The organism is Novosphingobium sp. ERW19, assembly GCF_012641315.1.
Taxonomy (GTDB): domain Bacteria; phylum Pseudomonadota; class Alphaproteobacteria; order Sphingomonadales; family Sphingomonadaceae; genus Novosphingobium.
Genome location: NZ_JABAIC010000003.1, coordinates 299,463 through 320,489 on the forward strand (window position 1 = coordinate 299,463; position 21,027 = coordinate 320,489).

General features: G+C 65.1%; 17 protein-coding genes and 1 tRNA gene. 14 read left to right on the forward strand and 4 right to left on the reverse strand.

Going from position 1 to position 21,027, the window contains the following annotated elements:
* Nucleotides 1–98: 98 nt before the first annotated feature.
* From ftsZ to HGI46_RS07550, 13 genes are all read left to right on the forward strand, one after another.
* The gene (ftsZ, locus tag HGI46_RS07490; protein ID WP_168903675.1) at nucleotides 99–1,568 is read left to right on the forward strand and encodes a cell division protein FtsZ; all 1,470 of its coding nucleotides are present in this window, start codon (nucleotides 99–101) and stop codon (nucleotides 1,566–1,568) included.
* A 65-nt stretch (nucleotides 1,569–1,633) separates the two neighbouring features.
* Nucleotides 1,634–3,850, forward strand: a complete 2,217-nt coding sequence (locus tag HGI46_RS07495) for an SPOR domain-containing protein (protein WP_168903676.1) — start codon at nucleotides 1,634–1,636, stop codon at nucleotides 3,848–3,850.
* Nucleotides 3,851–4,045: 195 nt separating this feature from the next.
* Entirely contained in the window at nucleotides 4,046–4,567 is a 522-nt protein-coding gene (locus HGI46_RS07500) for a YbjN domain-containing protein (RefSeq protein ID WP_240946632.1), read from the forward strand.
* A 91-nt stretch (nucleotides 4,568–4,658) separates the two neighbouring features.
* The gene (locus HGI46_RS07505; RefSeq protein WP_168903677.1) at nucleotides 4,659–5,465 is read left to right on the forward strand and encodes a pyrroline-5-carboxylate reductase; all 807 of its coding nucleotides are present in this window, start codon (nucleotides 4,659–4,661) and stop codon (nucleotides 5,463–5,465) included.
* 123 nt (nucleotides 5,466–5,588) lie between these two features.
* On the forward strand, nucleotides 5,589–6,332 hold the full coding sequence (locus HGI46_RS07510; protein WP_168903678.1) for a Bax inhibitor-1/YccA family protein: 744 nt from the start codon (nucleotides 5,589–5,591) through the stop codon (nucleotides 6,330–6,332).
* Nucleotides 6,333–6,545: 213 nt separating this feature from the next.
* Entirely contained in the window at nucleotides 6,546–7,280 is a 735-nt protein-coding gene (locus tag HGI46_RS07515) for a hypothetical protein (protein ID WP_168903679.1), read from the forward strand.
* Between the two features lie 98 nt (nucleotides 7,281–7,378).
* Nucleotides 7,379–7,454 (forward strand) — tRNA-Ala (locus HGI46_RS07520).
* 136 nt (nucleotides 7,455–7,590) lie between these two features.
* On the forward strand, nucleotides 7,591–8,649 hold the full coding sequence (gene obgE / locus HGI46_RS07525; protein ID WP_118073401.1) for a GTPase ObgE: 1,059 nt from the start codon (nucleotides 7,591–7,593) through the stop codon (nucleotides 8,647–8,649).
* A gap of 70 nt (nucleotides 8,650–8,719) precedes the next feature.
* Nucleotides 8,720–9,853, forward strand: coding sequence for a glutamate 5-kinase (gene proB / locus HGI46_RS07530; protein ID WP_168903680.1), 1,134 nt, complete (start codon nucleotides 8,720–8,722; stop codon nucleotides 9,851–9,853).
* Nucleotides 9,853–10,773 (forward strand): NAD-dependent epimerase/dehydratase family protein, encoded by a 921-nt coding sequence (locus HGI46_RS07535; RefSeq protein ID WP_118073402.1) that lies wholly within the window; start codon nucleotides 9,853–9,855, stop codon nucleotides 10,771–10,773. Before proB ends, HGI46_RS07535 begins: the two co-directional genes overlap by 1 nt.
* 79 nt (nucleotides 10,774–10,852) lie before the next feature.
* On the forward strand, nucleotides 10,853–13,777 hold the full coding sequence (locus HGI46_RS07540; RefSeq protein WP_168903681.1) for a CHAT domain-containing tetratricopeptide repeat protein: 2,925 nt from the start codon (nucleotides 10,853–10,855) through the stop codon (nucleotides 13,775–13,777).
* A gap of 95 nt (nucleotides 13,778–13,872) precedes the next feature.
* Complete coding sequence (locus tag HGI46_RS07545) at nucleotides 13,873–14,316, forward strand: DUF805 domain-containing protein (RefSeq protein ID WP_168903682.1); 444 nt, start codon at nucleotides 13,873–13,875, stop codon at nucleotides 14,314–14,316.
* Nucleotides 14,317–14,338: 22 nt separating this feature from the next.
* Nucleotides 14,339–14,755, forward strand: a complete 417-nt coding sequence (locus HGI46_RS07550; RefSeq protein WP_168903683.1) for a DUF805 domain-containing protein — start codon at nucleotides 14,339–14,341, stop codon at nucleotides 14,753–14,755.
* Here HGI46_RS07550 and HGI46_RS07555 read toward each other — a convergent pair.
* Together HGI46_RS07555 and HGI46_RS07560 are read right to left on the reverse strand one after the other, a co-directional pair.
* Entirely contained in the window at nucleotides 14,752–17,289 is a 2,538-nt protein-coding gene (locus HGI46_RS07555; protein ID WP_168903684.1) for an FtsX-like permease family protein, read from the reverse strand. The genes HGI46_RS07550 and HGI46_RS07555 overlap by 4 nt on opposite strands.
* Complete coding sequence (locus HGI46_RS07560; RefSeq protein WP_168903685.1) at nucleotides 17,286–17,993, reverse strand: ATP-binding cassette domain-containing protein; 708 nt, start codon at nucleotides 17,991–17,993, stop codon at nucleotides 17,286–17,288. Before HGI46_RS07560 ends, HGI46_RS07555 begins: the two co-directional genes overlap by 4 nt.
* A gap of 68 nt (nucleotides 17,994–18,061) precedes the next feature.
* On the opposite strand from HGI46_RS07560, the gene HGI46_RS07565 reads away from it, so the two are divergent.
* A complete protein-coding gene (locus tag HGI46_RS07565; protein ID WP_168903686.1) occupies nucleotides 18,062–18,757 on the forward strand; it encodes an arylesterase in 696 nt (231 codons plus the stop codon).
* Nucleotides 18,758–18,760: 3 nt separating this feature from the next.
* On the opposite strand, the gene recF is transcribed toward HGI46_RS07565, so the two are convergent.
* On the reverse strand, nucleotides 18,761–19,834 hold the full coding sequence (gene recF / locus HGI46_RS07570; protein ID WP_168903687.1) for a DNA replication/repair protein RecF: 1,074 nt from the start codon (nucleotides 19,832–19,834) through the stop codon (nucleotides 18,761–18,763).
* Nucleotides 19,835–19,902: 68 nt separating this feature from the next.
* Entirely contained in the window at nucleotides 19,903–20,931 is a 1,029-nt protein-coding gene (pspF, locus tag HGI46_RS07575) for a phage shock protein operon transcriptional activator (protein ID WP_168903688.1), read from the reverse strand.
* Between the last annotated feature and the right edge of the window lie 96 nt (nucleotides 20,932–21,027).

Below are 21,027 nucleotides of genomic sequence, written 5' to 3' on the forward strand. Positions count from 1 at the left end.
CGCAGCCTTGTGCAACAGGTTAATGTGAAGCTTTCCAATCTCGTTTGGTGCGCGTTCCAGCCAGCAACGAGACATATGACCCGATTGGGAGACCGACTATGAGCATCAACATCGGACCGCCGGCAATTGACGAACTTCGTCCCCGGATCACGGTGATCGGGGTTGGTGGCGCAGGCGGCAATGCCATCGCCAACATGATCAACGCGCAGATCGAGGGCGTCGAGTTCATCGTCGTCAATACCGATGCGCAGGCGCTCAATAATTCTATCGCCGAAAACCGCATCCAGCTCGGCCCGGACATCACGCAGGGCCTTGGTGCGGGCGCTCGCCCCGAAGTGGGCCGCGCTGCTGCGGAAGAGACGATCGAGGAACTCGAGCGCGCCCTGGAAGGCGTGCACATGGTGTTTATCGCCGCCGGCATGGGCGGCGGCACCGGCACCGGCGCGGCTCCTGTCATTGCCGAAGCTGCCCGTCGCAAGGGCGTGCTCACTGTTGGCGTGGTGACCAAGCCGTTCCTGTTCGAAGGCACGCGCCGCATGCGCTCGGCCGAAAGCGGCATCGAGGAGCTGCAGAAGCACGTCGATACGCTCATCGTCATTCCGAACCAGAACCTGTTCCTGGTGGCCAAGGCGGAGACGACCTTCAAGGAAGCGTTCCAGCTCGCCGACGAAGTGCTGCAGCAAGGCGTCCGCTCGATCACCGACCTCATGGTCATGCCGGGCCTGATCAACCTCGACTTTGCCGACGTCCGCTCGGTCATGGGCGAGATGGGCAAGGCGATGATGGGCACGGGCGAGGGCGAAGGTCCGAACCGCGCGCTGGAAGCGGCCGAACGCGCGATCGCCAATCCGCTGCTCGATGGCGTGTCGATGCAGGGCGCCAAGGGCGTGATCATCTCGATCATCGGTGGCGACGACATGAAGCTGCTCGAGGTTGACGAAGCCGCCAACCACATCCGCGAACTGGTCGATCCCAACGCGAACATCATCTGGGGTTCGGCCTTCAATCCCGATCTTGATGGCAAAATCCGGGTTTCGGTTGTCGCAACCGGCATCGAACAGAGCCAGGAACAGGCGGAGATCGCATCGCGTCCGGTCTCGATCCCGAGCAGCGCGCGCGGCCCTGCCGTGCCAACGGCTGCACCTGCGGCACCTGTCTACACGCCGCCGCCTGCTGCCGCTCCGGAGCCTGCGCAACCGGCATGGACGCCTGCGGCAGAGCAGGTCCAGCCCGAAGCGCCAGCCGCGCCCGAGCCGGAGCCGCTCGATCTTACGCTCGACCTTTCCGCCGCGCAGGAGGAACCTGCCTCGGATGAACTGCTTCTGGGTGGCATTGAGGCTCCTGCCGAACCGCCAGTAGCCGCGCCCGCGCCGGAACCTGCGCCGCAGATGCCCCGCCTCGGCCGCGCGCCGGAGCAGGAGCCCGCAAAGCCTGCCGGCGGCAGCACCCTGTTCGAGCGTATGGCCAATCTCTCTCGCGGCAATCGTGCCCCCACCGGCGATGACGATGGCGATGAAGGCGGTTCGCTGAATATTCCGCGCTTCCTCGGCCGCCAGAACAACCAGTAATCAGGTGCGAGCGGCGGCGGCTGTTGCCGCCGCTTCATCTTCAAGACGGTAAAGAGCGCGGCAGGATGACGAATCGGCTCCCCATCGCGCAGTTCTCGGGCTCATCGCGTCTAAGGCTCGCTCTGGCGCTCCTGTTTTGCGCTGCAGCGCCACGGGCATTCGCGCAGGTGGATGACGATCCTGATGGCCCCGCCACGGTATCGCGCCCCGTGGTGCAGTCTACGGCCCCCAGTCCCAGCCGCGAGCTCAATGCCGCATTGGCACGACTTGCTGCCGATCCACGCAATGTTGCCGCGCTGTTCGATGCAGCCAGCGCTGCACTGAAGCTGGGTGACAGCGATGCTGCGATCGGGTTTCTGGCGCGGGCTGACGAGGTCCAGCCGGGCAATGCCCGAACCAAGGCCCTGCTCGGCAAGGCCCAGCTTGTCGCGGAAAATCCGGTCGAGGCTATCCGCTCCTTTGATGAGGCGGAACGGGCTGGCGCTGATACATTTGCCATGGCTGCGGACCGGGCGCTTGCCTACGATCTCGTTGGTGACAATGGCCGCGCACAGCGGTGGTATCAGGTTGCGCTGAGCCGGGGCGGGGACGACGAAATCACGCGCCGCTATGCGATGAGCCTTGCCATATCGGGCGATCGGCGCGGCGCCGAGGCGCTGCTTTCGCCGTTGATCGAAAAGCAGGATCGCGCAGCATGGCGGACCCGCACGTTTGCGATGGCCGTGACTGGCGGGCCGGACGAGGCAGTGGCCATCGCCTACGCCTCGATGCCGCAAGATCTGGCATCGGGCATTGCGCCTTACTTGCGTTATATGCCGCGCCTTACGCCGGCGCAGCAGGCCGCCGCTGCAAATTTCGGGCGATTTCCCCGTGCAGCAGACATCGGGCGCGATGATCCGCGCGTGGTGCAATATGCTGCGCTCAACCCGCGCGCGCCGCGCACAGCGGAAGCGGGCCTGATTCCGGCAGGTGCGCCCCTCGGCCCATCCGTCGCCTCCAGCGAAAAGCCCAGCCGCGAGAAGCGCCGCCGTCCCGGCAAGAGCGATGGCGCCGCATCTTCGGCGGTTGTCGTACGTCCAGCCGTGCGCACATCACCTCCGGCAGAGCTGCCGCCGGTCCAGAGTTATGCGAGCGCCGCGCCAGCAGTGCAGTCAGCTCCTCCGGCCAGTATGACCCCGGCAGTACCCGGCCCGACAGTTCCCCGCCCGACAGTGCTTTCAGCGCTCGACGTACCGCCCGGGTCTGTGCGTCCTGCTGTTCCGCCGATCCGGCCTGCACAATCGGCATCGGTCCAGCCGTCGGTCACCCGGCCGCTGACAACCCCGGCTCCTACGACGACGATCGCGCCATCGCCAAACCCGATTGCGAAGCCCGGCTTCCAGCAGGATCTGACTGCCGCGCCAACTACGGCAGTTGCCCGAACAGCGAGCGCCACGTCCTCTGCGCAGCCAACGTCGCCCTCTCCTGCGGGCAATGTTCGGCCAGCGCCGTCGCTTGCATCGGCGAGCGGGTTTGATCTGGCGAAGGTCGGGTCGGTAACCGCTGCCCCGCCTGCCACTGCGGCGGCTTCGGCATCTACAGCGGGATCAGCACCCGGTGTCGCTTCTGCCCCCGCAAGCGCTCCAGTTGCTGCGTCCGGAACGGTCGCGCCGGTGCCATTACCGCCGCCAGGGCAGGCGGCATCGGCTGACACGCCTCCGCCAGCGCGTGATCTGGCCACCTTGTTCAAATCGTTCACTCCCCCGCCGGAGGAGCGCGTTTCGTCGGTTCCGGCGGTCGACATCACGCGCATTGCCCCCGGTTCCGCCGCCAAGGGTGCCAAGCCTGACCCTCGCGGTGAACGGCCTGACGGCCCGACCGATGTGTCGCGAACGCCCGCCAAGGAGCTGCAGAAGCCAGCGGCCAGGGATGCGGTGAAACTTGGCAAGGACGGGAAGCCGATCAAGGATCCCAAGGCTGCCGCAAAGGACGCACAAGAGGCGAAGGCCAAGAAGGCCGCTCCCAGCCACCCAAGCCGTATCTGGGTGCAGGTGCTGACTGGTGCGAACAAGGGCGTCATGGACAGCGAGTGGCGTCGTCTCGTGAAGGAGGCGCCGACGCTGCTGCGCTCGCGCAAGCCCTATCTTTCGCCGTGGCGCAGCAATTTCCGCCTTCTGACCGGTCCCTTCGACAGCGAGGCTGACGCGCAGGATTTCGTCACGAAACTCAAGAAGGACGGGGTTTCGAGTTACCAGTGGACCAGCCCTGCCGGCCAGGCGGTAGATACGCTTTCGCTCAAATAAGGGGACTGGGCGGAACCGCTGTCCGAGATTCCTGTTCACTCCTTGTCCACAGCTTTCCCACAAGGTTGTCGAGTTTTGCCCAACCGCCTGTTAACCCGCGATTGTCGGGCGGGGGTGTGAACCGCCATTGACGTTTTGAGCAGCAGTCAGGGCAGATCGCCCTGCCGGGCCAACCAGCCGAGGAGGCCCGATCACATGTTCAGGGGACGTACCATGCGGACCGGCCATGACGACAACGAGCGCGAGGAGGCAGCGCCTGTCGACATGATCGCCTCGCTTTTCGAGGCGCGCGGTTGGCCATGCGAGTTCGTCTCAGACGATGAGGTCACCGGCGAGATCCAGGGCTCATGGGCCAATTATCAGCTGCGTGCCATCTGGCGCGTCGAGGATCACGTCCTCCAGATTCTCTGCCTGCCCGACATTCGCATTCCCGATGACAAGAAGCCCGCTGTCTACGAGTTGATGGCGATGATCAACGAGCAGGTTTGGATCGGCCATTTCGACATCTGGTCCAACGGTTCCGTCCTGCTTTACCGTCATGGGCTCATGCTTGGTGACGAAGGTCTGCTCAGCATCAGCCAGGCTCAGGCCGCGATCGAGGCGGCAGTGGATGAATGCGACCGGTTCTATCCGGCGTTTCAGTTCATCCTGTGGGGCGACAAGAGCCCGGCCGATGCCCTGGCCAGCGCCATGGTGGATGCGGCAGGCGAGGCTTGAGCTGCGGCTTTCAGCGCTTGCGGTAGGCAGGGCGGCTCGGCATTGAGCGGCCAAGCGCGACTCAGCAGATGCGCTTCGAGGGAACCGCTCCATGACCAAGACTTTTCTCCAGTTCGGCTGCGGCAACATGGGCGGAGCCATGCTCAAGGGCTGGCTGGCTGGCGGCATTGCGCCTGAGATCTTCACAATCGTTGACCCGTATCTGGAGAATGCGCCGCCGGGTACGCGGTTGCTCGGTTCCGCGCCCGAAGGCGAGGGGGCATTCGATGTCGTGTTGCTGGGTTTCAAACCGCAGCAGTTGCCCGATGCGGCCGCTTCGGTCCGGCCATTCGTCGGCGCGAACACGCTCCTGCTCTCGATTCTGGCGGGTGTCGATCTTGCCACCTTGCGCGCCAGCTTCCCTGAGGCCCGCGCCATCGTCCGCGTCATGCCGAACCTTGCCGCAGCGCTTGGCAAGTCGCCGATTGCGCTGGTCGGCGATGCGGACCAAGCCGCGCGCGCTGAAACCGAAGCTCTGATGGTGCCGCTTGGCCAGGCCGAATGGCTTGGTGGTGAGGACCAGATGGACCTGGTAACCGCACTTGCCGGCTCGGGCCCCGCGTTTGTCTATCGCTTCATCGATGCGCTGGCACAAGGTGCTGCTGTGCTCGGCTTGCCGCGCGAGCAGGCGGATCGGCTGGCGCTGTCGATGGTCGAAGGCGCAGCGATGCTCGCGGCAGCGTCCGAGCACGCACCGGGCGAGCTTGCCCGCCGTGTCGCGAGCCCCGGAGGCGTCACGCAGGTCGGTATCGACGTGCTCGATGCCGATGACCGGTTGGTCCGCCTCATGGAAGACACGTTGCGTGGCGCGCGCGATCGCAGCGCCGAGATGACCGAGCAGGCGCGCAAGGCGGGTTGAACGCCGCAACAATTCGTTACAGTTGGCGACCTGTCGGCTGGTCCGGTTTCACTTGAAAGCGCGGGCCAAAGCGCCGATATTCCGTGTACGTGGCCATTGGGGCCACAGAACGGAGCTTTGAAAATGGCAAACTGGAACGACCCTCGGCCCACCGGAACGGGCTTCGGCGCGTCTCCGAGCCTTTCCGGCGTCTCCGCTCGCGGCGAAGTGTTCGACGCGGGCCTGCGCCGTCACATGCTGTCGATCTACAACTACATGGCCTCGGGCGTGTTGCTCTCTGGCGTCGTTGCGCTGCTGTCGGCAACCACCGGCTTCACGCTCATGCTGTTCGGCACGCCGCTGATGTGGTTGGTGATGCTTTCCCCGCTCGCCTTCGTCATGTTCATGAGCTTTGGCGCCAACAAGTTCTCGACCACGGCTCTCCAGGGAATGTTCTGGGGCTTTGCGGTGGCCATGGGCCTGTCGCTGTCGACGATTTTCCTCGTCTACACCGGCGCCTCGATCGCGACGACCTTCTTTGCCACTGCTGGCGCCTTCGCGGGTCTGAGCCTTTACGGCTACACCACCAAGAAGGACCTGTCGGGCATGGGCAGCTTCCTGATCATGGGCGTCTTCGGCATCCTGATCGCCTCGCTGCTTAACATCTTCCTGAAGTCGTCGGGCCTCGGCTGGGCGATCAGCTTCCTGGGCGTGCTCATCTTCGCGGGTCTGACCGCCTATGACACGCAGAAGCTCAAGGAGCAGTATGCCTACGTCGCTGGCACCGATTTCGCGGGCAAGGCCGTCGTTCTCGGCGCGCTGAGCCTCTACCTCGACTTCATCAACATGTTCCAGTTCCTGCTGCAGTTCATGGGCGATCGCCGCTGATCTGAAAAGCACCCGAACTGAACCAGATTGACCCGGCGGGCCGCAACGGTTCGCCGGGTTTTTATTGCCTGGGGGATTCTCATTTGTCTGTGCCGACGCTACGCTCGTCTTCATCTTGCATACAGGATGGTTCGCGCAGCATTTTGACACACTGCAGCAAGGGACCATCTGCCTGTCACGGTCCTTTTAGGGATCGGAATTGGGGGAATGCCAATGTTTCGTTTCCGGCGTATCGTCGCGCCAAGCCTTATCACTGCAGGGTTGGCTATCGGCCTTGCTTCCTGTGCGCCGAAGCCGCCACCGCCGCCGCCGCCGCCACCCCTGCCGCCGCCGAAGGTTGTTGTCATTCCGCCCAAGCCGAAGGCGCCCAATGGCGCTTCGGACAATATTCTGGTTCCGCCCGCTGATGCCAATGGCCTGCGCCAGTCGCTGAACCGCAACATCTCGTCCGCGCAGATGGTGTGGAACCTCCGCTCGGCCTACAACGTGGCTGCGCTGAATTGCAACGCACCGGTCCATGCGGACATCCTGCCCCGCTACAAGGCGTTCCTGACCACCCACAACAAGGTTCTGAACGCCATCAACAAGCGCCTCGATGTCGAGTTCAAGGCGAAGTACGGCGCCAAGTTCATTGCCCCGCGCGAGGCGTACATCACGCAAGTCTACAACCACTTTGCGCTGCCGCCGACACTGTCCGACTTCTGCGATGCCGTCATGGCCGTGAGCCGGGATGGCGCTGCCGTTACACCGGCCAATCTTGAAGCCTTCGCCGTGCGCAGCCTGCCCAACATCGAAGTCGTGTTCGATGATTTCTACCGTCGCTACGAGGTCTACCGCACGGATCTTGCCATCTGGCAGGCGCAGTACGGCAACCTTGTGAATCCGCCGCAGCAGGCGGTGCAAATCACGGCGGCGCCTGTTCCGGACGGTACTGCCGCAGGGCATTGAGCCGGACTGGAGCGGCAAAAAATTTCTTTTCAGCAAGGGAGCGCTGCGCTAATGGCGGCGCTCCCTGCGGTGGCACACCGTGGGGCGATACCGGGAACGGGGCCGTAGCTCAGATGGGAGAGCGCGTCGTTCGCAATGACGAGGTCAGGGGTTCGATCCCCCTCGGCTCCACCAGGTATCACCGAACCGCCTGATATGGCAGGCGCCTCGCGGTTCGGCGTTACAAGCTCTCCATGAACGGGTAAAAGGCTCGCTTCCGGGGCTGCATGTTGCATTTGCTCCGGGCCTGTCATTGGAAACAGTTACCCGCATGCATTTTCTCGATCAGGCCAAGATCTTCATTCGCTCAGGACAGGGCGGCCCCGGCGCTGTCAGCTTCCGGCGTGAGAAGTATGTCGAATACGGTGGCCCCGACGGCGGCAACGGCGGCAAGGGCGGCGACATCATCTTCGAAGCCGTGACCGGCCTCAACACCCTGATCGATTTCCGTTATACCCAGCACTTCAAGGCGCAGCGCGGCGGCGGCGGCGCAGGCCAGAACCGCACCGGTGCCGGCGGCAACGATCTGGTCATCAAGGTGCCGGTCGGCACCCAGATTCTTGACGATGACCGCGAGACCGTCCTGCTCGACATGACCGAAGTGGGCGTGCAGAAGGTCCTTCTGCGCGGCGGCGATGGCGGCCGGGGCAATGCCTCATACAAGTCCTCTACCAATCGTGCCCCGCGCCAGCACGGTCCCGGCTGGCCCGGCGAGGAGATGTACGTCTGGCTGCGGCTGAAGCTGCTGGCGGATGCCGGTCTTGTCGGCCTGCCCAACGCGGGCAAATCCACTTTCATCAATCAGATCACCAACACCAAGGCCAAGGTTGGCGATTACGCCTTTACCACGCTGCGCCCGCAACTGGGCGTTGTGCGCCATCGCAACCGGGAATTCGTGCTGGCGGATATTCCCGGCCTGATCGAGGGGGCCGCCGACGGTGCCGGCATTGGTGACCGTTTCCTCGGTCATATCGAGCGTTGCCGCGTGCTGATTCACCTCATCGACATCCACAGCGAGACCGATCCCGCCGAAGCCATGCAGATCGTCGAGAGCGAACTTGAGGCCTACGGTGCCGGGCTTGATGAAAAGCCCCGCCTGATCGCCCTCAACAAGATCGACCTGGTCGATGCAGAACTGGTCAAGGCTTTCACCAAGGAACTGCGCGAGGCAGGCGCACGCAAGGTCTATCCGATCTCCGGCGCGACCGGGAAGGGCATGGATGCCCTGCTCGATGCAGTGCTCGAACACCTGCCTCTTGCCACGGCGACCGAACGGCCGACGGGCGAAGTCGAGGAAGAGACTGACCAGAAGCCATGGTCGCCGATCTGATCGCCCAAGCGCTCTGCCAGCGGGACTGACAGCCCTTCACGATCCGTCACAATTGCCCTAAGCGGCCCTCATGAAGATCAGCCAGCTTGCCCACCTGACCGATGCCTCTGCCTGTCCGCGCCTGGTGGTCAAGGTTGGCTCGGCGCTGCTCGTGGGCAGGGATGGTGCGCCGCGGCGTGATTGGCTGACCGCGCTGGTTGCCGAGATTGCGGCGGCATGCGCTGCGGGGCAGGAAGTCATCGTCGTCTCCTCCGGCGCTATCGCCTTGGGCGCCCGCAGGCTCGGCCTTGCCAAGGGTGGGCGCGGCAGCCTGTCCGACGCCCAGGCCGCCGCCTCGGTCGGCCAGATCGCGCTTGCGGGCCTGTGGGCTGAATTGCTGGCGGCACATGGCCTGGCCGCCGCCCAGATCCTGCTTACGCTCGAGGACCTCGAGGATCGTCGGCGCTACCTCAATGTGACCGCCACGCTCGGCACTCTGCTGGCCGCAGGGGCAGTGCCGGTGATAAACGAGAACGACTCCGTCGCCACGCAGGAAATCCGCTTCGGCGATAACGACCGACTTGCCGCCCGCGTCGGGCAGGCGGCCGGGGCTTCGGGCGTTCTGCTGCTGTCCGATATCGACGGGCTTTATGACCGGGATCCGCGCGAACCCGGAGCTACGCGTATTCCAGTGGTAAGGGGCGTTACTCCGGAAATTCATGCCATGGCCACGGGGGGATCGTCATCTGGCCTGGGCTCGGGCGGGATGACCTCCAAGCTGCAGGCTGCCGAGATTGCGGAGCTTGCCGGCATGGCGCTGGCCATTATCGATGGTCAGCCCGTTTCGCCGATCCACGCTGCGCTGAGCGCCGAGCGTGGCACGCTGTTCCTGCCGCGCGGCCGGAAGCAGGCGCGCAAGGCGTGGCTGGGCGGGCGCATGCGCATGCGCGGGAGCGTCCATGTCGATGCCGGGGCCGCCGCCGCACTCGCGCGTGGCTCCAGCCTGCTTGCTGCGGGCATCAAGCAAGTCGAAGGGGATTTCCAGCGAGGCGATGCCATTGCCGTGATCGGACCTGATGGCGCAACGCTGGCGCGGGGGCTGTCGGAATACGATGCTGCCGAATGCGCGCGCCTCAAGGGCCATCACAGCCGCGAGCATGAGGGTATCCTCGGCTATGCTCCCCGCTCGGCGCTGATCCATCGCGACCAGATGGTGCTGCTGTAATGGCTGCGGAACTGCTGGCGATTACCGGAGCCACCGGCTTCGTCGGCCAGGCCGTGCTCGATTATGCCGCCCGCGCCGGGATCGAGGTCCGCGCGCTTGCCCGCCGCCCGCAGGATGCGCGCGTTGGCGTCGAATGGGTTCAGGGTGATCTCAATGACAAGCGCGCCCTCCAGCGCCTGGTCGGCCGGGCCAGCGTCGTCCTGCACATCGCCGGCGTGGTCAACGCGCCCGACGAGCAGGGCTTCGAGGACGGCAACGTCTGGGGCACGCTCAACGTCGTCAACGCCGCGTTGGAGGCGGGGGTCCCGCGCTTCATCCACGTCTCGTCTCTCTCGGCGCGCGAACCGGGCCTGTCGGTCTATGGTCGGTCCAAGTTGCGCGGAGAGAAGATCGTCAAGGCCAGCAGTCTTGACTGGACCGTGGTGCGTCCGCCGGCCGTCTACGGCCCGCGCGATACCGAGATGTTCGAGCTGTTCAAGCTGGCGCGAAGGGGAATCGTGCCGCTCCCGCCGCAGGGACATCTTTCGATCATCCACGTGGGTGATCTCGCCCGCCTGCTGCTCGCCCTGATCCCCGGAGGCGAGGAGGTTACGCACCTGACCTTCGAACCCGATGACGGCACCCCGGGAGGATGGACCCACAACGATCTTGCCAAGGCCATCGGCATGGCCGTGGGCAGGCGCGCCACCGCAGTGAACCTCCCTGCCAGCATTCTGCGCCTGGGCGCCAAGCTTGACGCCACGTTCCGCGGAAAGGGCGCCAAGCTCACGCTCGATCGCGTTGGCTACATGTGCCACCCGGACTGGCGCGCGGGCGAGGGCAACCAGCCGCCGCCCGCCATCTGGATGCCCCAAGTCGAAACCGCGATGGGACTTCACGCCACGGCCGCGTGGTACCGCGAGGCGGGCTGGCTCAAATGAAAATGTGCGAATAGGCACTGTTGTTTCGCTAAATCGCCATTAACCCTTGCTTCCGGATTGGATCTTTCAAGGGTGGGGCATGGGAAAATCGATCTGGTTGGCGGCACTTTTGGCGACAGGGGTGCCAAGTGTCGCGCAAGCGGCGGAGCCAGCACCAGCATCCGCGCCAAGCCTTGCCGAAGAGGTCAAGGCGCTCAAGACGATGGACACGGCCGGAAAGCCTGCAGAGGCGCTGGCCAGGATCGATGTCGTCCTCGCACGCGCCCGCAAGGCGAAGGGTATCGATCGGCTGGACATGATCTACGCCGAAGCCAGCCGCGCCAATGCCCTGTTCTGGCTCGACCGCTATGACGAGGCTCTGGGAATCTACCACAGGCTCGAAGCTGAACTGGACTCGGGCAAGTACGCGATGACCCCCGACCGGGCCGAGCTCGTCAACAATATCGGTTCGCTCTACTCCTCCCTCGGCAAGCTTGAAGAAGCCAGCCGCTACAAGCTGCGCGCGCTTGATCTGACTGCGCAGACAGCTGGTACCGAGAGCATCGAATATGCCTCGGCACTTTATGGCATGGCTCTGGTCGAGTTCCGGCGGGGAGAGCCCTTGAAAGCACTGCCGCGCGTGCGCGAGGCGCTGCGTCTGGCCCGCTCCCATGCGAACCGCACCGGTGATGATGTCGAACAGCCCGCAATTTTCGGGCTGAGCTTGGCAGCTCTTCTGATCCAGTCGGGTGATACCGCGTCGTCGATTGAGCCGGCTCGTGAAGCAGCGGTATGGGCTGAAACGCATCTGGGCGAGGACCATCGTGTTACCATGGCTGCCCTTAACCAGTTGGGCGCATCGCTCAGTGAATCCGGGCTCTATGCCCAAGCCATTCCGGTGATACGCAGGACCCTTGATCTGCGTATGAAGGCCTACCCTGCAGGGCATCAGGATATTGGCTTCTCGCTCAGCGCGCTGGGCTTTGCGCTCGATAATTCGGGGCACAAGGACGAGGCGCTTCCATTCTATGAGCGGGCTGCCGAAATTTTCGAAAACAGCAGCACCGAACGCAAGGAGACGGTAGGCGCTACGGTCATTGGCCAGTTGGCGCGCCTTGCCGCCTGGCGTGGCGACAAGGCGCAATCGTTGGCCCTGCGTGAAAAAGCGCTGCAAGTGGGGCGAAAGCGGGCGGCCTCTGCAGAACATCCGGACGTGCTGCTGGCAGAGGTCAATCTGGCGCGCGAATACATCGCGAACCGCCGTCTGGATGAGGCGTCGGTTCTGCTGGATCATGCCAACGCCGCTTTCCGGCAGCGAGCGCTCGACGCCAACTTTCGCCGGCTTTGCGGCCTGATCTTCGCCGAGCAGATAGCTGCGGCTCGCGGTGATGTAGCAGGAGCGCTCACCCGAACCGTTCAGATTCTGGCACCAGCGCGAGCGCGTTTGCTCGACCGCGCGACGCCGCGCGGCGAGGTCATGAGGCTGGCGGAGCAGTATCACTTCCTGTTCGTCCAGCAGGCGCGATTTGCGGCAGGTGCGAATGACCCAGCGCAAGCGTTCGAGGCACTGCAACTGGCCAACCTTGGCGATCTGCAAAGCGCCATGTCGAGCCTGGCCATGCTGCGTGACGGCAATGGCGCCGAGGCGACCGAGGTCATCCGGCGTTATCAGTCTCTGGCCAGCGATGGCGCAAGACTGCGCCGCACGCTCAACGCACAAGTCGCAGCGGGGAAGGGTGACACCGTCAACGCGATCAACCGCCAGCTTGAAGAAATCGATGCGAAGATCCGGCAAGAGGACGCCCGGCTGGCCGAACTGATCCCCGGCTATTCTCTGCAGACCGCCGTCGAGCCCGCCGCTCTCTCCGCTGCCCAGAAGGCCTTGGCCAAGGGGCAGGCCCTTGTGCTCTTCGGGCAAGATGAGGACGGCCTGATCGTCCTTGCCGTCACGGCGGAAAAGGCGGTGGTTGCGGAAAGTGCGATTGCTCCGCGGCCAATGCTTGAACTGATCAAGCGCATGCGCGGCTCGATCGACCTTGGTCTCGTCAACAACGGTGCAGGACGCTTCGATCGGAAAGCTGCATTCGAACTTTACCAACTGCTCTTCCCGGCACCGATCCGGCAGGCCATCAAGGCTGCGCCCGACTTGCGCATACTTGCCCCTGGTGGCCTTGCCGCGCTGCCGTTTTCCGCCTTGGTCACGCAAGCACCAGAAGGGGCGGATGACGCACCTGCGGCCCTGCGCAACACGCACTGGCTGGCATTGGACCACGCGGTCTCTGTCCCGCTCGCCGCGACGCCGCTCCCTCAGCGCGCGGGCGGCAAGCGCGAAGTGACCTTCGCCGGCATTGGCGCGCCGATCCTGGGTCAGCCCGTTCGACTGGCCACCCGTGCTGCGCCTCTGCTGCGCTCGGGCGATACCAGCACCAAGGCCCTGCGCGAGCTGGCCAGCCTGCCGGGCGCGGCTGACGAGTTGCGGGCGATGGCAACGGCTTTCTCCGGCAAGCCAGCCTTGCTGATCGGTGCGGACGCCACCGAAGCAGCCGTCAAGGCAGCGCCGCTGGAACAGGCCAGCGTCCTGGCCTTCGCCACGCACGGTCTTGTCGGCGGGGCCTTCCGTGATCTCGTGGAACCCGCACTTGTTCTCACGCCCCCCGAACAGCCGAGCGAGACCGACGACGGCCTGCTCACTGCTTCGGAAATTGCCAAGCTGCGGCTTGATGCCGATTGGGTAATCCTCTCGGCCTGCGATACCAGTGCTGGCGATGGCGAAAGCGCGCCGACCTACTCGGGCCTTGCCCGCTCCTTTGTTGCCGCCGGTGCGCGTTCGCTGCTGCTGTCGCACTGGCCGGTGCGGGATGACGTGGCCAGCCGCCTGACACTCGACACCCTGAAAGGTGCTGGCAAGGGCCTGTCCCGCGCCGAAGGCTTGCGTCGCGCCCAGCTCGCCATCCTGCGCGATGCCAAAGTGCCGGGCGGCGCGCATCCCGCGACGTGGGCACCATTCGTGCTGGTCGGCAATTGAATGCAAAACGCTTGCCGCACTTGCAGTCGCTGCCAAATGATGGTCACTGGTGAAACCGCAATGGTCCTGCGGATAAACAACAAAGGGGGAAAGTCATGGAATGGATGCTGATGCCTTATCGGCGTTACGCTGAATTCTCGGGGCGCTCGCGGCGCAAGGAATACTGGATGTTCACCCTGTTCACGGTGATCGTCTACGCCTTGATTGCTGCATTCATGTTTGCCGGCGGTCTTGGTACAGCACTTTCAGGCGTCGATGATCCCCAGTTCGGGGTTTCGTTCTGGATTGGTGCCGTTCTGATGATGGTGTTCTTCCTCGGTACTCTGGTGCCCGGCATCGCGGTGATCGTGCGCCGCCTGCATGATCGCGACATGTCTGGCTGGTGGTATCTCGGTTTCATCGTGCTGGGCATGATCCCGTTCGTGGGCTGGATCGCCAGCATCGCTTTTCTGGTGATCCTGTGTCTGCCTGGCACCACGGGCATGAACCGCTTTGGCGATGATCCGAAGAACCCCGCTGGCTACGACGTGTTCGGGTGATCCAAGGCAAGGCGACTTTGCGATGAACTGGATGATCCTGCCCTATCGCCGCTACGCCGAATTTGCCGGCCGGTCACGGCGCAGGGAATACTGGGGCTTCACACTGTTTTATGTGCTGGTGATGGTGGCGCTGAACGTGGTCTTCGGCACCAACGAAGTGACACAAGGCGAGGGCGCGTTCGTGTACGGTTCCCGGCTGGTCGGGGCAGGAGGATGGATCGGCGGGCTGTTCTGGCTCGCCTCCATCGTTCCGGGTCTTGCCGTGTCGGTGCGGCGCCTTCACGATCAGGACCGCAGCGGCTGGCTTCTGCTGCTGTGGATCATCCCGTTCCTCGGCTGGTTCGCCATTTTCGTGCTGATGTGCCTCGATGGCACGCGCGGCCCGAACCGCTTCGGACCTGATCCCAAGAACCCGACGCCAGCGGACGTATTTTCCTAAAGCTCGCGCAGCACCTGTGCCGGTCGGGTTCGCAGCAGCCCGACCGAGCCGGCAACCGCCAGCACCATCACCAGCGCCACGCCCGCGCCCAGAACGCCCAGGATGCGCGGCCAGTCGGGCAGCCAGTCGAATTCGAACAGCAGCACGATCACGCTCCAGGCCACGCCCGTGCCCAGCATCAGCGCCACGCCCGCCAGAAGCGCGCTGAGCAGCCCGTATTCGGCCACGAGCAGCACCAGCAATTGTCTGCGGCTCGCTCCCAGCACGCGCAGGATGACGTTGTCGTAGGTCTTGCGTTCGCGCGCGGCGGCAATCGCGCCTGCCAGCACGGCCATCCCGGCAAGGATCGCCACGCTCGCCGCGGCAAGGATGGCCGCTCCCATCTGCGACAGGATCTCGCGCGCCTGCCCCAGCACCGGCCCGATCTCGATCACCGAGCTTGAAGGCAGGGCCTTGACCAGCCCGCCAAGGATCGCTCGGCGCACGTCCGGTGTCTTCGCGCCTTCCGGGAGGCTGATCGTGGCAGCCAGATTGTGCGGAGCATCGGCAATGGCGTTGGGGCTGAACACCAGCACATAGTTGAAGCCCATGTTCTCCCAGTCGATCCGGCGGAACGAGGCGATCTTCGCACTGCGCTCGACCCCGAGGATCGAGACCGCGATCCGGTCGCCCAGCTTCAGCCCGAGCGCCTCGCGCAGGTCGTCGTCGACCGACACCAATGGCTCGCCAGAATAGGCCTTGGGCCACCATTCACCTGCAGTGAGCACATTGCCTTCGGGCACTTCGTCGGCATAAGTCAGCCCGCGATCGCCGCGCAGGGGCCAAGCGTTGTCGGGTATTTCCTTGAGATCGGCCACCCGCGTCATCGCATCTGCTGGCCCATAGCCAACGATCGAACCGCGCAGGGCAGGGACCTTGCGAACCATAGCTTCGGGCGCGGCACGCTGAACGATCCGGTCAAACTCGCCGGTCTTGCCCTGCGGCAGGTCGAGAACGAAGTAGTCCGGCGCGCGGGTAGGCACCCGCAATGCGATATTGCCGTCAAGACTGGTCTGCACGCCTGCCAGTAGGACGAAGGCGGCGAGGCCAAAGCCCAACGCCACCACCAGCGCCGAAGTCTGCGCGCCGGGACGGTGCAGGTTCGCCAGCGCCATCCGCGCAATCGCGCCCTTGGGCCGGGGCAGCCGTGCTGCCAGCCGCTGCAGGCCCCACCCGAGCGCCGACAGCAGGAGGAACAGCACAGCCGCCCCGCCCAGAAATCCGGCGGCGAGCAGCTTCTGCGGTGCAGTCAGCACCGCCAGCGCCACAATCCCGCCAAGCCCGAGCGCGACCGGGAGTGCTGCGCCCTTCCAGCCGCCCGCCAATGGACTTACCCGCGCCCGCATCAGTGCCATCGCTGGAAACGCCTTGGCCCTGGTCAAGGGCGGAGCGGCAAAAGTCAGCGCAATCAAGGCCCCATAGGCCGCAGCAATCGCCAGAGCGCCCCAATCGAGCACAAACCCTGCCTCGATCGGCAGCAGCCCTTGCAGCGCCCTGGCGATCAACGGCGTGATGCTCACCCCGATCACCAGTCCGCCGAGAATGGCCAGCGACGCAGCGGCGGCCAACTGCAGCAGATAGATCCGCGCAATGTCCCGGCTCGAAGCGCCGAGGATCTTGAGCGTGGCAATGCTCCCGCGCCGCGCTTCGAGGTAGGAATTCACCCCGTTGCCGATGCCGATGCCGGCAATCGCCAGCGCCGCGAGCGCAACCAGCACCAAAAACTGCCCCATCCGCGAAACGAAACGGTCCAGTCCCGGCGAGGCCTTGTCGCGCGTCCGCACCTCATAGCCCGCCAGCGGAAACTGCGCTTTCACCCTCTCGCCCAGCGCCAGCGCGTCGGCGCCCGCCGGCAGCTTCAGGCGCAGCTTGCTCCGCACCATCGATCCCGGCTGCACCAGCTTGGATGCCGCAAGCGCGCCCTTGCTGACGATCACCGTCGGCCCGAGCGAAAAACCCTCAGCCAGCCGGTCCGGCTCCGACCCGATCACCCCGCCAACGACAAGTTCGGCCTCGCCCACGCGCAGCTTGTCGCCAATCTTCACGCCAAGCCGGTCGGCAACACCCGGTGCTATCCATGCAGTCATGCCATCCGGCGCGCCGGCAACCTTGCCGCCCTCCAGCGTGAACCGCCCGTAAAGCGGCCACTTTGCATCGACTGCCTTCAACTCGACCGGCGTCGTGCGCGTCTCGTCATCCGGCACCCGTGCCATCGCCTGCAACCGCGCGCCTTCGGAAAGCTCGCCCATCGCGGCGATGGCTGCCCGTTCCTCTGCCGATGGCTGGCGCGCTGCCAAGGTGAATTCGAGATCCGCGCCCAGCATCTCGCGCCCGCGCGTCTCCAGTTCGCGCTCGATCGCGCCGGTCAGCGTACCAATGGCCGAAAGCGCTGCCGTGCCCAGCACCAGGCACACCAGCAGCAGGCGAAGTCCCTTGAACCGCCAGTCCAGTCCGCGACGCGCGAGCCGCCAGGCGGCACTCCACGAAAGGTTCACGAAGAAACGTCCGAAGCGATCTGCCCATCGGCCAGCCGCACGATGCGCCCGCAGCGCGCCGCCAGCGCCTCGTCATGGGTGACCATGATGAACGTCGCGTCCGCCTGCGCTGCCCGCGCGAACAGCAGGTCGGCTACCGCTTCGCCGGTCGCATGGTCGAGATTGCCGGTCGGCTCGTCGGCGAACAGAATGGCGGGACTGGGCGCGAGTGCCCGCGCAATCGCCACGCGCTGCTGCTCGCCGCCTGAAAGCTGCGTCGGGTAGTGGTGCAGGCGATGGCCGAGGCCGACAGCTACCAGTTCCGCTTCGGCGCGTGTCATCGCGTCGGTCTGGCCCGCCAGTTCCAGCGGCGTCGCTACATTCTCGAGTGCGGTCATCGTCGGCAGCAGGTGGAAAGCCTGCAGCACGATGCCGATCCGCCCGCGCCGCGCGGCGGCAAGGCCGTCCTCGTCCAGCGCGGTGAAATCCGCCCCGGCGACATTGAGCGACCCGCCGCTCGCGCGCTCCAGGCCGGACAGGATCGCCAGCAACGATGACTTGCCCGAGCCTGATGGCCCCAGCAACGCCAGCGTCTCGCCCGCGCCCACCGTCAGGTCGATGCCGCGAAGGATCTGAACCTCTGCCTCCCCGCTGCCGAGCGATAGGGTAAGGGCCGAAGCGGCGATTACCGGCGCCGATGAACTTGAAAGGGGGGAGCTTGTCACAGGCCTCACGTGGCATAGATTGGTTGCAGCGTGCAACCGGCACTTGGGGGCGCGCCCATGGAGTTTCAATGCGCCGCTTCGCTCTTGCCGCAACCCTTGTTCTTGCCGCCTGCTCGCCCGAGAAGACCCCTGAACCGGCCGCCACCAAAGCCGCACAGGCGCAGGAGCAGGCACAGGCACCGGTTCCGGCCAATGCCCCTGTCATCCTCGCATTCGGCGACAGCCTCTATGCGGGATACCAGCTTGATCCGGGCGAGGGCTATCCGCCGCGCCTTGAAGCGGCGCTCAATGCGGGCGGCGTTCCCGTCAAAGTCGTCAATGCAGGTGTCTCGGGAGATACCACCGCGGCGGCCCTTCAGCGCCTCCAGTTCACGCTCGACAACCAACCGGTGAAACCGAGCCTCGCGCTTGTCGGCCTCGGTGGCAACGACATGTTGCGGGGGCTGCCCCCGGCGGAGACCCGCGCCAACCTTGATGCAATCCTGACCGAGTTCGACAAGCGCGGCATCCCCGTGGTGCTTACGGGAATGCTCGCTGCCCCAAATCTGGGCGCGGACTACCAGAAGCAATTCAACCCGATCTGGCCCGATCTGGCCAAGAAGCACAAGGCAGGCCTCGTCCCGTTTTTCCTCGCCCCCGTCCTTGGCAACAAGAGCCTGATGCTGGAAGACAATGTCCACCCTAACGCCCAGGGCGTTGACAGGATCGTCGCGGCGACCAGGGGCCAGGTGGCAGAGGCGCTTAAAGCGGCCACTGCGGAATAGCGCTCAGACTCGCTCGACCAACCCGTCGCGCACCGCCCACACGGCGCTTGACCCGGCGATCTCGGCAAACGGTGCCATCTCGGTCCCTGTCATCCACACTTGCGCTCCGCTCGATCCCAGCCGCTCGAACAGTGCCGTGCGCCGGACCGGGTCGAGGTGCGCGGCAATCTCGTCAAGCAACAGCAGGCGCGGGCGCTCCCCCGCCGTCAGTTCCGCGTGGGCGAGGACAATGGCGATCAGCATTGCCTTCTGCTCACCCGTAGAGCAATCGGCGGCAGGCGCGTTCTTGGTCGCCAGCGTCACGGCAAGATCATCGCGATGCGGGCCGCTGAGCGATCGCCCTGCCGCGCGATCCCGACGCCGCCCCTCGCGCAAAAGGTTGCGCAGGGCATCGGCCTCGACCGGCACATCGCTGGCATAGACCAAAGAAGGCCGCGCAAAGGGTTGTTCGGGAACGCTTTCCAGCACGCGGCCAAGGTCTGCCACAAGTGCGGCCCGCGCCGCCGCCATGGCTGCACCGCTTTCGGCCATCTGCGTCTCGATACCGTCAAGCCACAGCGGATCAGGTTCGACAGGCTCGCCCAGCAGCCGGTTGCGCTCGCGCAGTGCGGTTTCATAGCGCGTGGCATTGCGCGCATGGGCAGGCTCGCGCGCCAGCACCAGCCGATCGAGAAAGCGCCGCCGCGATCCGGCGCTTTCTGCGAAAAGCCGGTCCATCGCCGGCGTCAGCCAGGTGATCGAGAGCCATTCCCCCAGCCGTGCCGCCGGCCCTTCCGCACCATTGATCCGCACCAACCGGCGATTTGGCGCCTCGTGCGCGGTCGACGTGCCGATCTGCACGGCCCCGTCCTCGATCTCCGCCGCCACTGCAAACCCGCCAGACCCATCGCGCCCCGCCATCTCGGCAGGCTGCGCCCGCCGCAGCCCGCGCCCCGGCGCCAGCAGGCTGATAGCCTCGAGCACATTGGTCTTGCCCGCTCCGTTTTCCCCCACCAGCACGTTGAACGCGCGCATCCCCTCAAGCCGCGTCGCGGCATGGTTGCGAAAATCGCGCAAGGTCAGGCGGGTGAGAGACATCGATTTGAGGCGTTAGTGGGTTTGCGCGACAAGCGAAACCTCCAGTCTTGTCGCTCAGGCCTTCTCGCTCAAGTCTTGTCACTCAGGCCATGTTTCTTCATGCAATGGCGCAACTGGTCGTAGGTCAGCCCCAGCGCCTTGGCGGTCTGGCGCTGGTTGTAGCGGTTGCGGCCGAGGTGATGCTCGACGATGGCGCGTTCGTGCGCATCAACCGCCGCGCGCAAGTCGGCCACGCTGTCGAAGTCGGCGGAAGGAGCGGCAACGCGCACCGGTGCCGCAGCCTCGCTTTCCGCCACCTCCGGCCGCATCGATGCGGCTGGCTTCCACGGGCTTTCGAACGGATCGAACTGGACGTGGCCGATGGCCTGCGTCCAGTCGTCCCAGCGATATACCGCGCGTTCCACCACGTTGCGCAATTCGCGCACGTTGCCGGGCCAGAGGTAGTCTTCCATCGCCTTCTGCACCGATGCTGCAAAACCAGGCCAGGAATCCCAGTGCAGTTCTGCCGCCATGCGCCGCCCGAAGTAGTCGGCCAGCACAGCGATGTCGCCCTCGCGCACGCGCAGCGGGGGCAGGGTGATCACCTCGAAGCTCAGCCGGTCGAGCAGGTCGGCGCGGAAGCGGCCCTGTTCGGCCAGCTTGGGCAGATCCTCGTTGGTCGCCGCCACGATGCGCACGTCGACGCGCACGGGCTTGCTTGAACCGATCCGCGTAACCTCGCCATATTCCACCGCGCGCAGCAAGCGCTCCTGCGCGCCCATCGAAAGCGTGCCCAGTTCGTCCAGGAACAGCGTGCCCTTGTCGGCTTCCTCGAACCGACCGGTTCGTGCCCGCGTCGCGCCCGTGAACGCGCCCGCCTCATGTCCAAACAGTTCGGCCTCAATCAGCGTTTCGGGCAGGGCCGCGCAGTTCATCGTTACCAGCGGTTCCTGCCAGCGCGTCGACAGGCGGTGGAGGCGTTCGGCGATCAGTTCCTTGCCGGTCCCGCGTTCGCCGATGACGAGCACCGGGCGGCGCATTGGTGCGGCGCGGCTGGCGCGTTCGACCGCGTCGAGGAACGCGCCCGATTGCCCAATAAATTGAACCTCCCTGTCCATGCCGCATGTTTAGCGCATTTTCCCAAGTCTCAGCAAGAATTCCCAACATTAAAGGTGGGTGACACGTGAAAAGTGGCGGAATTCTGCGCCCTTCGC

Coding starts and splice junctions, on each gene's coding strand:
- ftsZ (WP_168903675.1), top strand. CDS start 99: ATGAGCATCAACATCGGACCGCCGGCAATTGACGAACTTCGTCCCCGG.
- HGI46_RS07495 (WP_168903676.1), top strand. CDS start 1,634: ATGACGAATCGGCTCCCCATCGCGCAGTTCTCGGGCTCATCGCGTCTA.
- HGI46_RS07500 (WP_240946632.1), top strand. CDS start 4,046: ATGTTCAGGGGACGTACCATGCGGACCGGCCATGACGACAACGAGCGC.
- HGI46_RS07505 (WP_168903677.1), top strand. CDS start 4,659: ATGACCAAGACTTTTCTCCAGTTCGGCTGCGGCAACATGGGCGGAGCC.
- HGI46_RS07510 (WP_168903678.1), top strand. CDS start 5,589: ATGGCAAACTGGAACGACCCTCGGCCCACCGGAACGGGCTTCGGCGCG.
- HGI46_RS07515 (WP_168903679.1), top strand. CDS start 6,546: ATGTTTCGTTTCCGGCGTATCGTCGCGCCAAGCCTTATCACTGCAGGG.
- obgE (WP_118073401.1), top strand. CDS start 7,591: ATGCATTTTCTCGATCAGGCCAAGATCTTCATTCGCTCAGGACAGGGC.
- proB (WP_168903680.1), top strand. CDS start 8,720: ATGAAGATCAGCCAGCTTGCCCACCTGACCGATGCCTCTGCCTGTCCG.
- HGI46_RS07535 (WP_118073402.1), top strand. CDS start 9,853: ATGGCTGCGGAACTGCTGGCGATTACCGGAGCCACCGGCTTCGTCGGC.
- HGI46_RS07540 (WP_168903681.1), top strand. CDS start 10,853: ATGGGAAAATCGATCTGGTTGGCGGCACTTTTGGCGACAGGGGTGCCA.
- HGI46_RS07545 (WP_168903682.1), top strand. CDS start 13,873: ATGGAATGGATGCTGATGCCTTATCGGCGTTACGCTGAATTCTCGGGG.
- HGI46_RS07550 (WP_168903683.1), top strand. CDS start 14,339: ATGAACTGGATGATCCTGCCCTATCGCCGCTACGCCGAATTTGCCGGC.
- HGI46_RS07565 (WP_168903686.1), top strand. CDS start 18,062: ATGCGCCGCTTCGCTCTTGCCGCAACCCTTGTTCTTGCCGCCTGCTCG.
- recF (WP_168903687.1), bottom strand. CDS start 19,834: ATGTCTCTCACCCGCCTGACCTTGCGCGATTTTCGCAACCATGCCGCG.
- pspF (WP_168903688.1), bottom strand. CDS start 20,931: ATGGACAGGGAGGTTCAATTTATTGGGCAATCGGGCGCGTTCCTCGAC.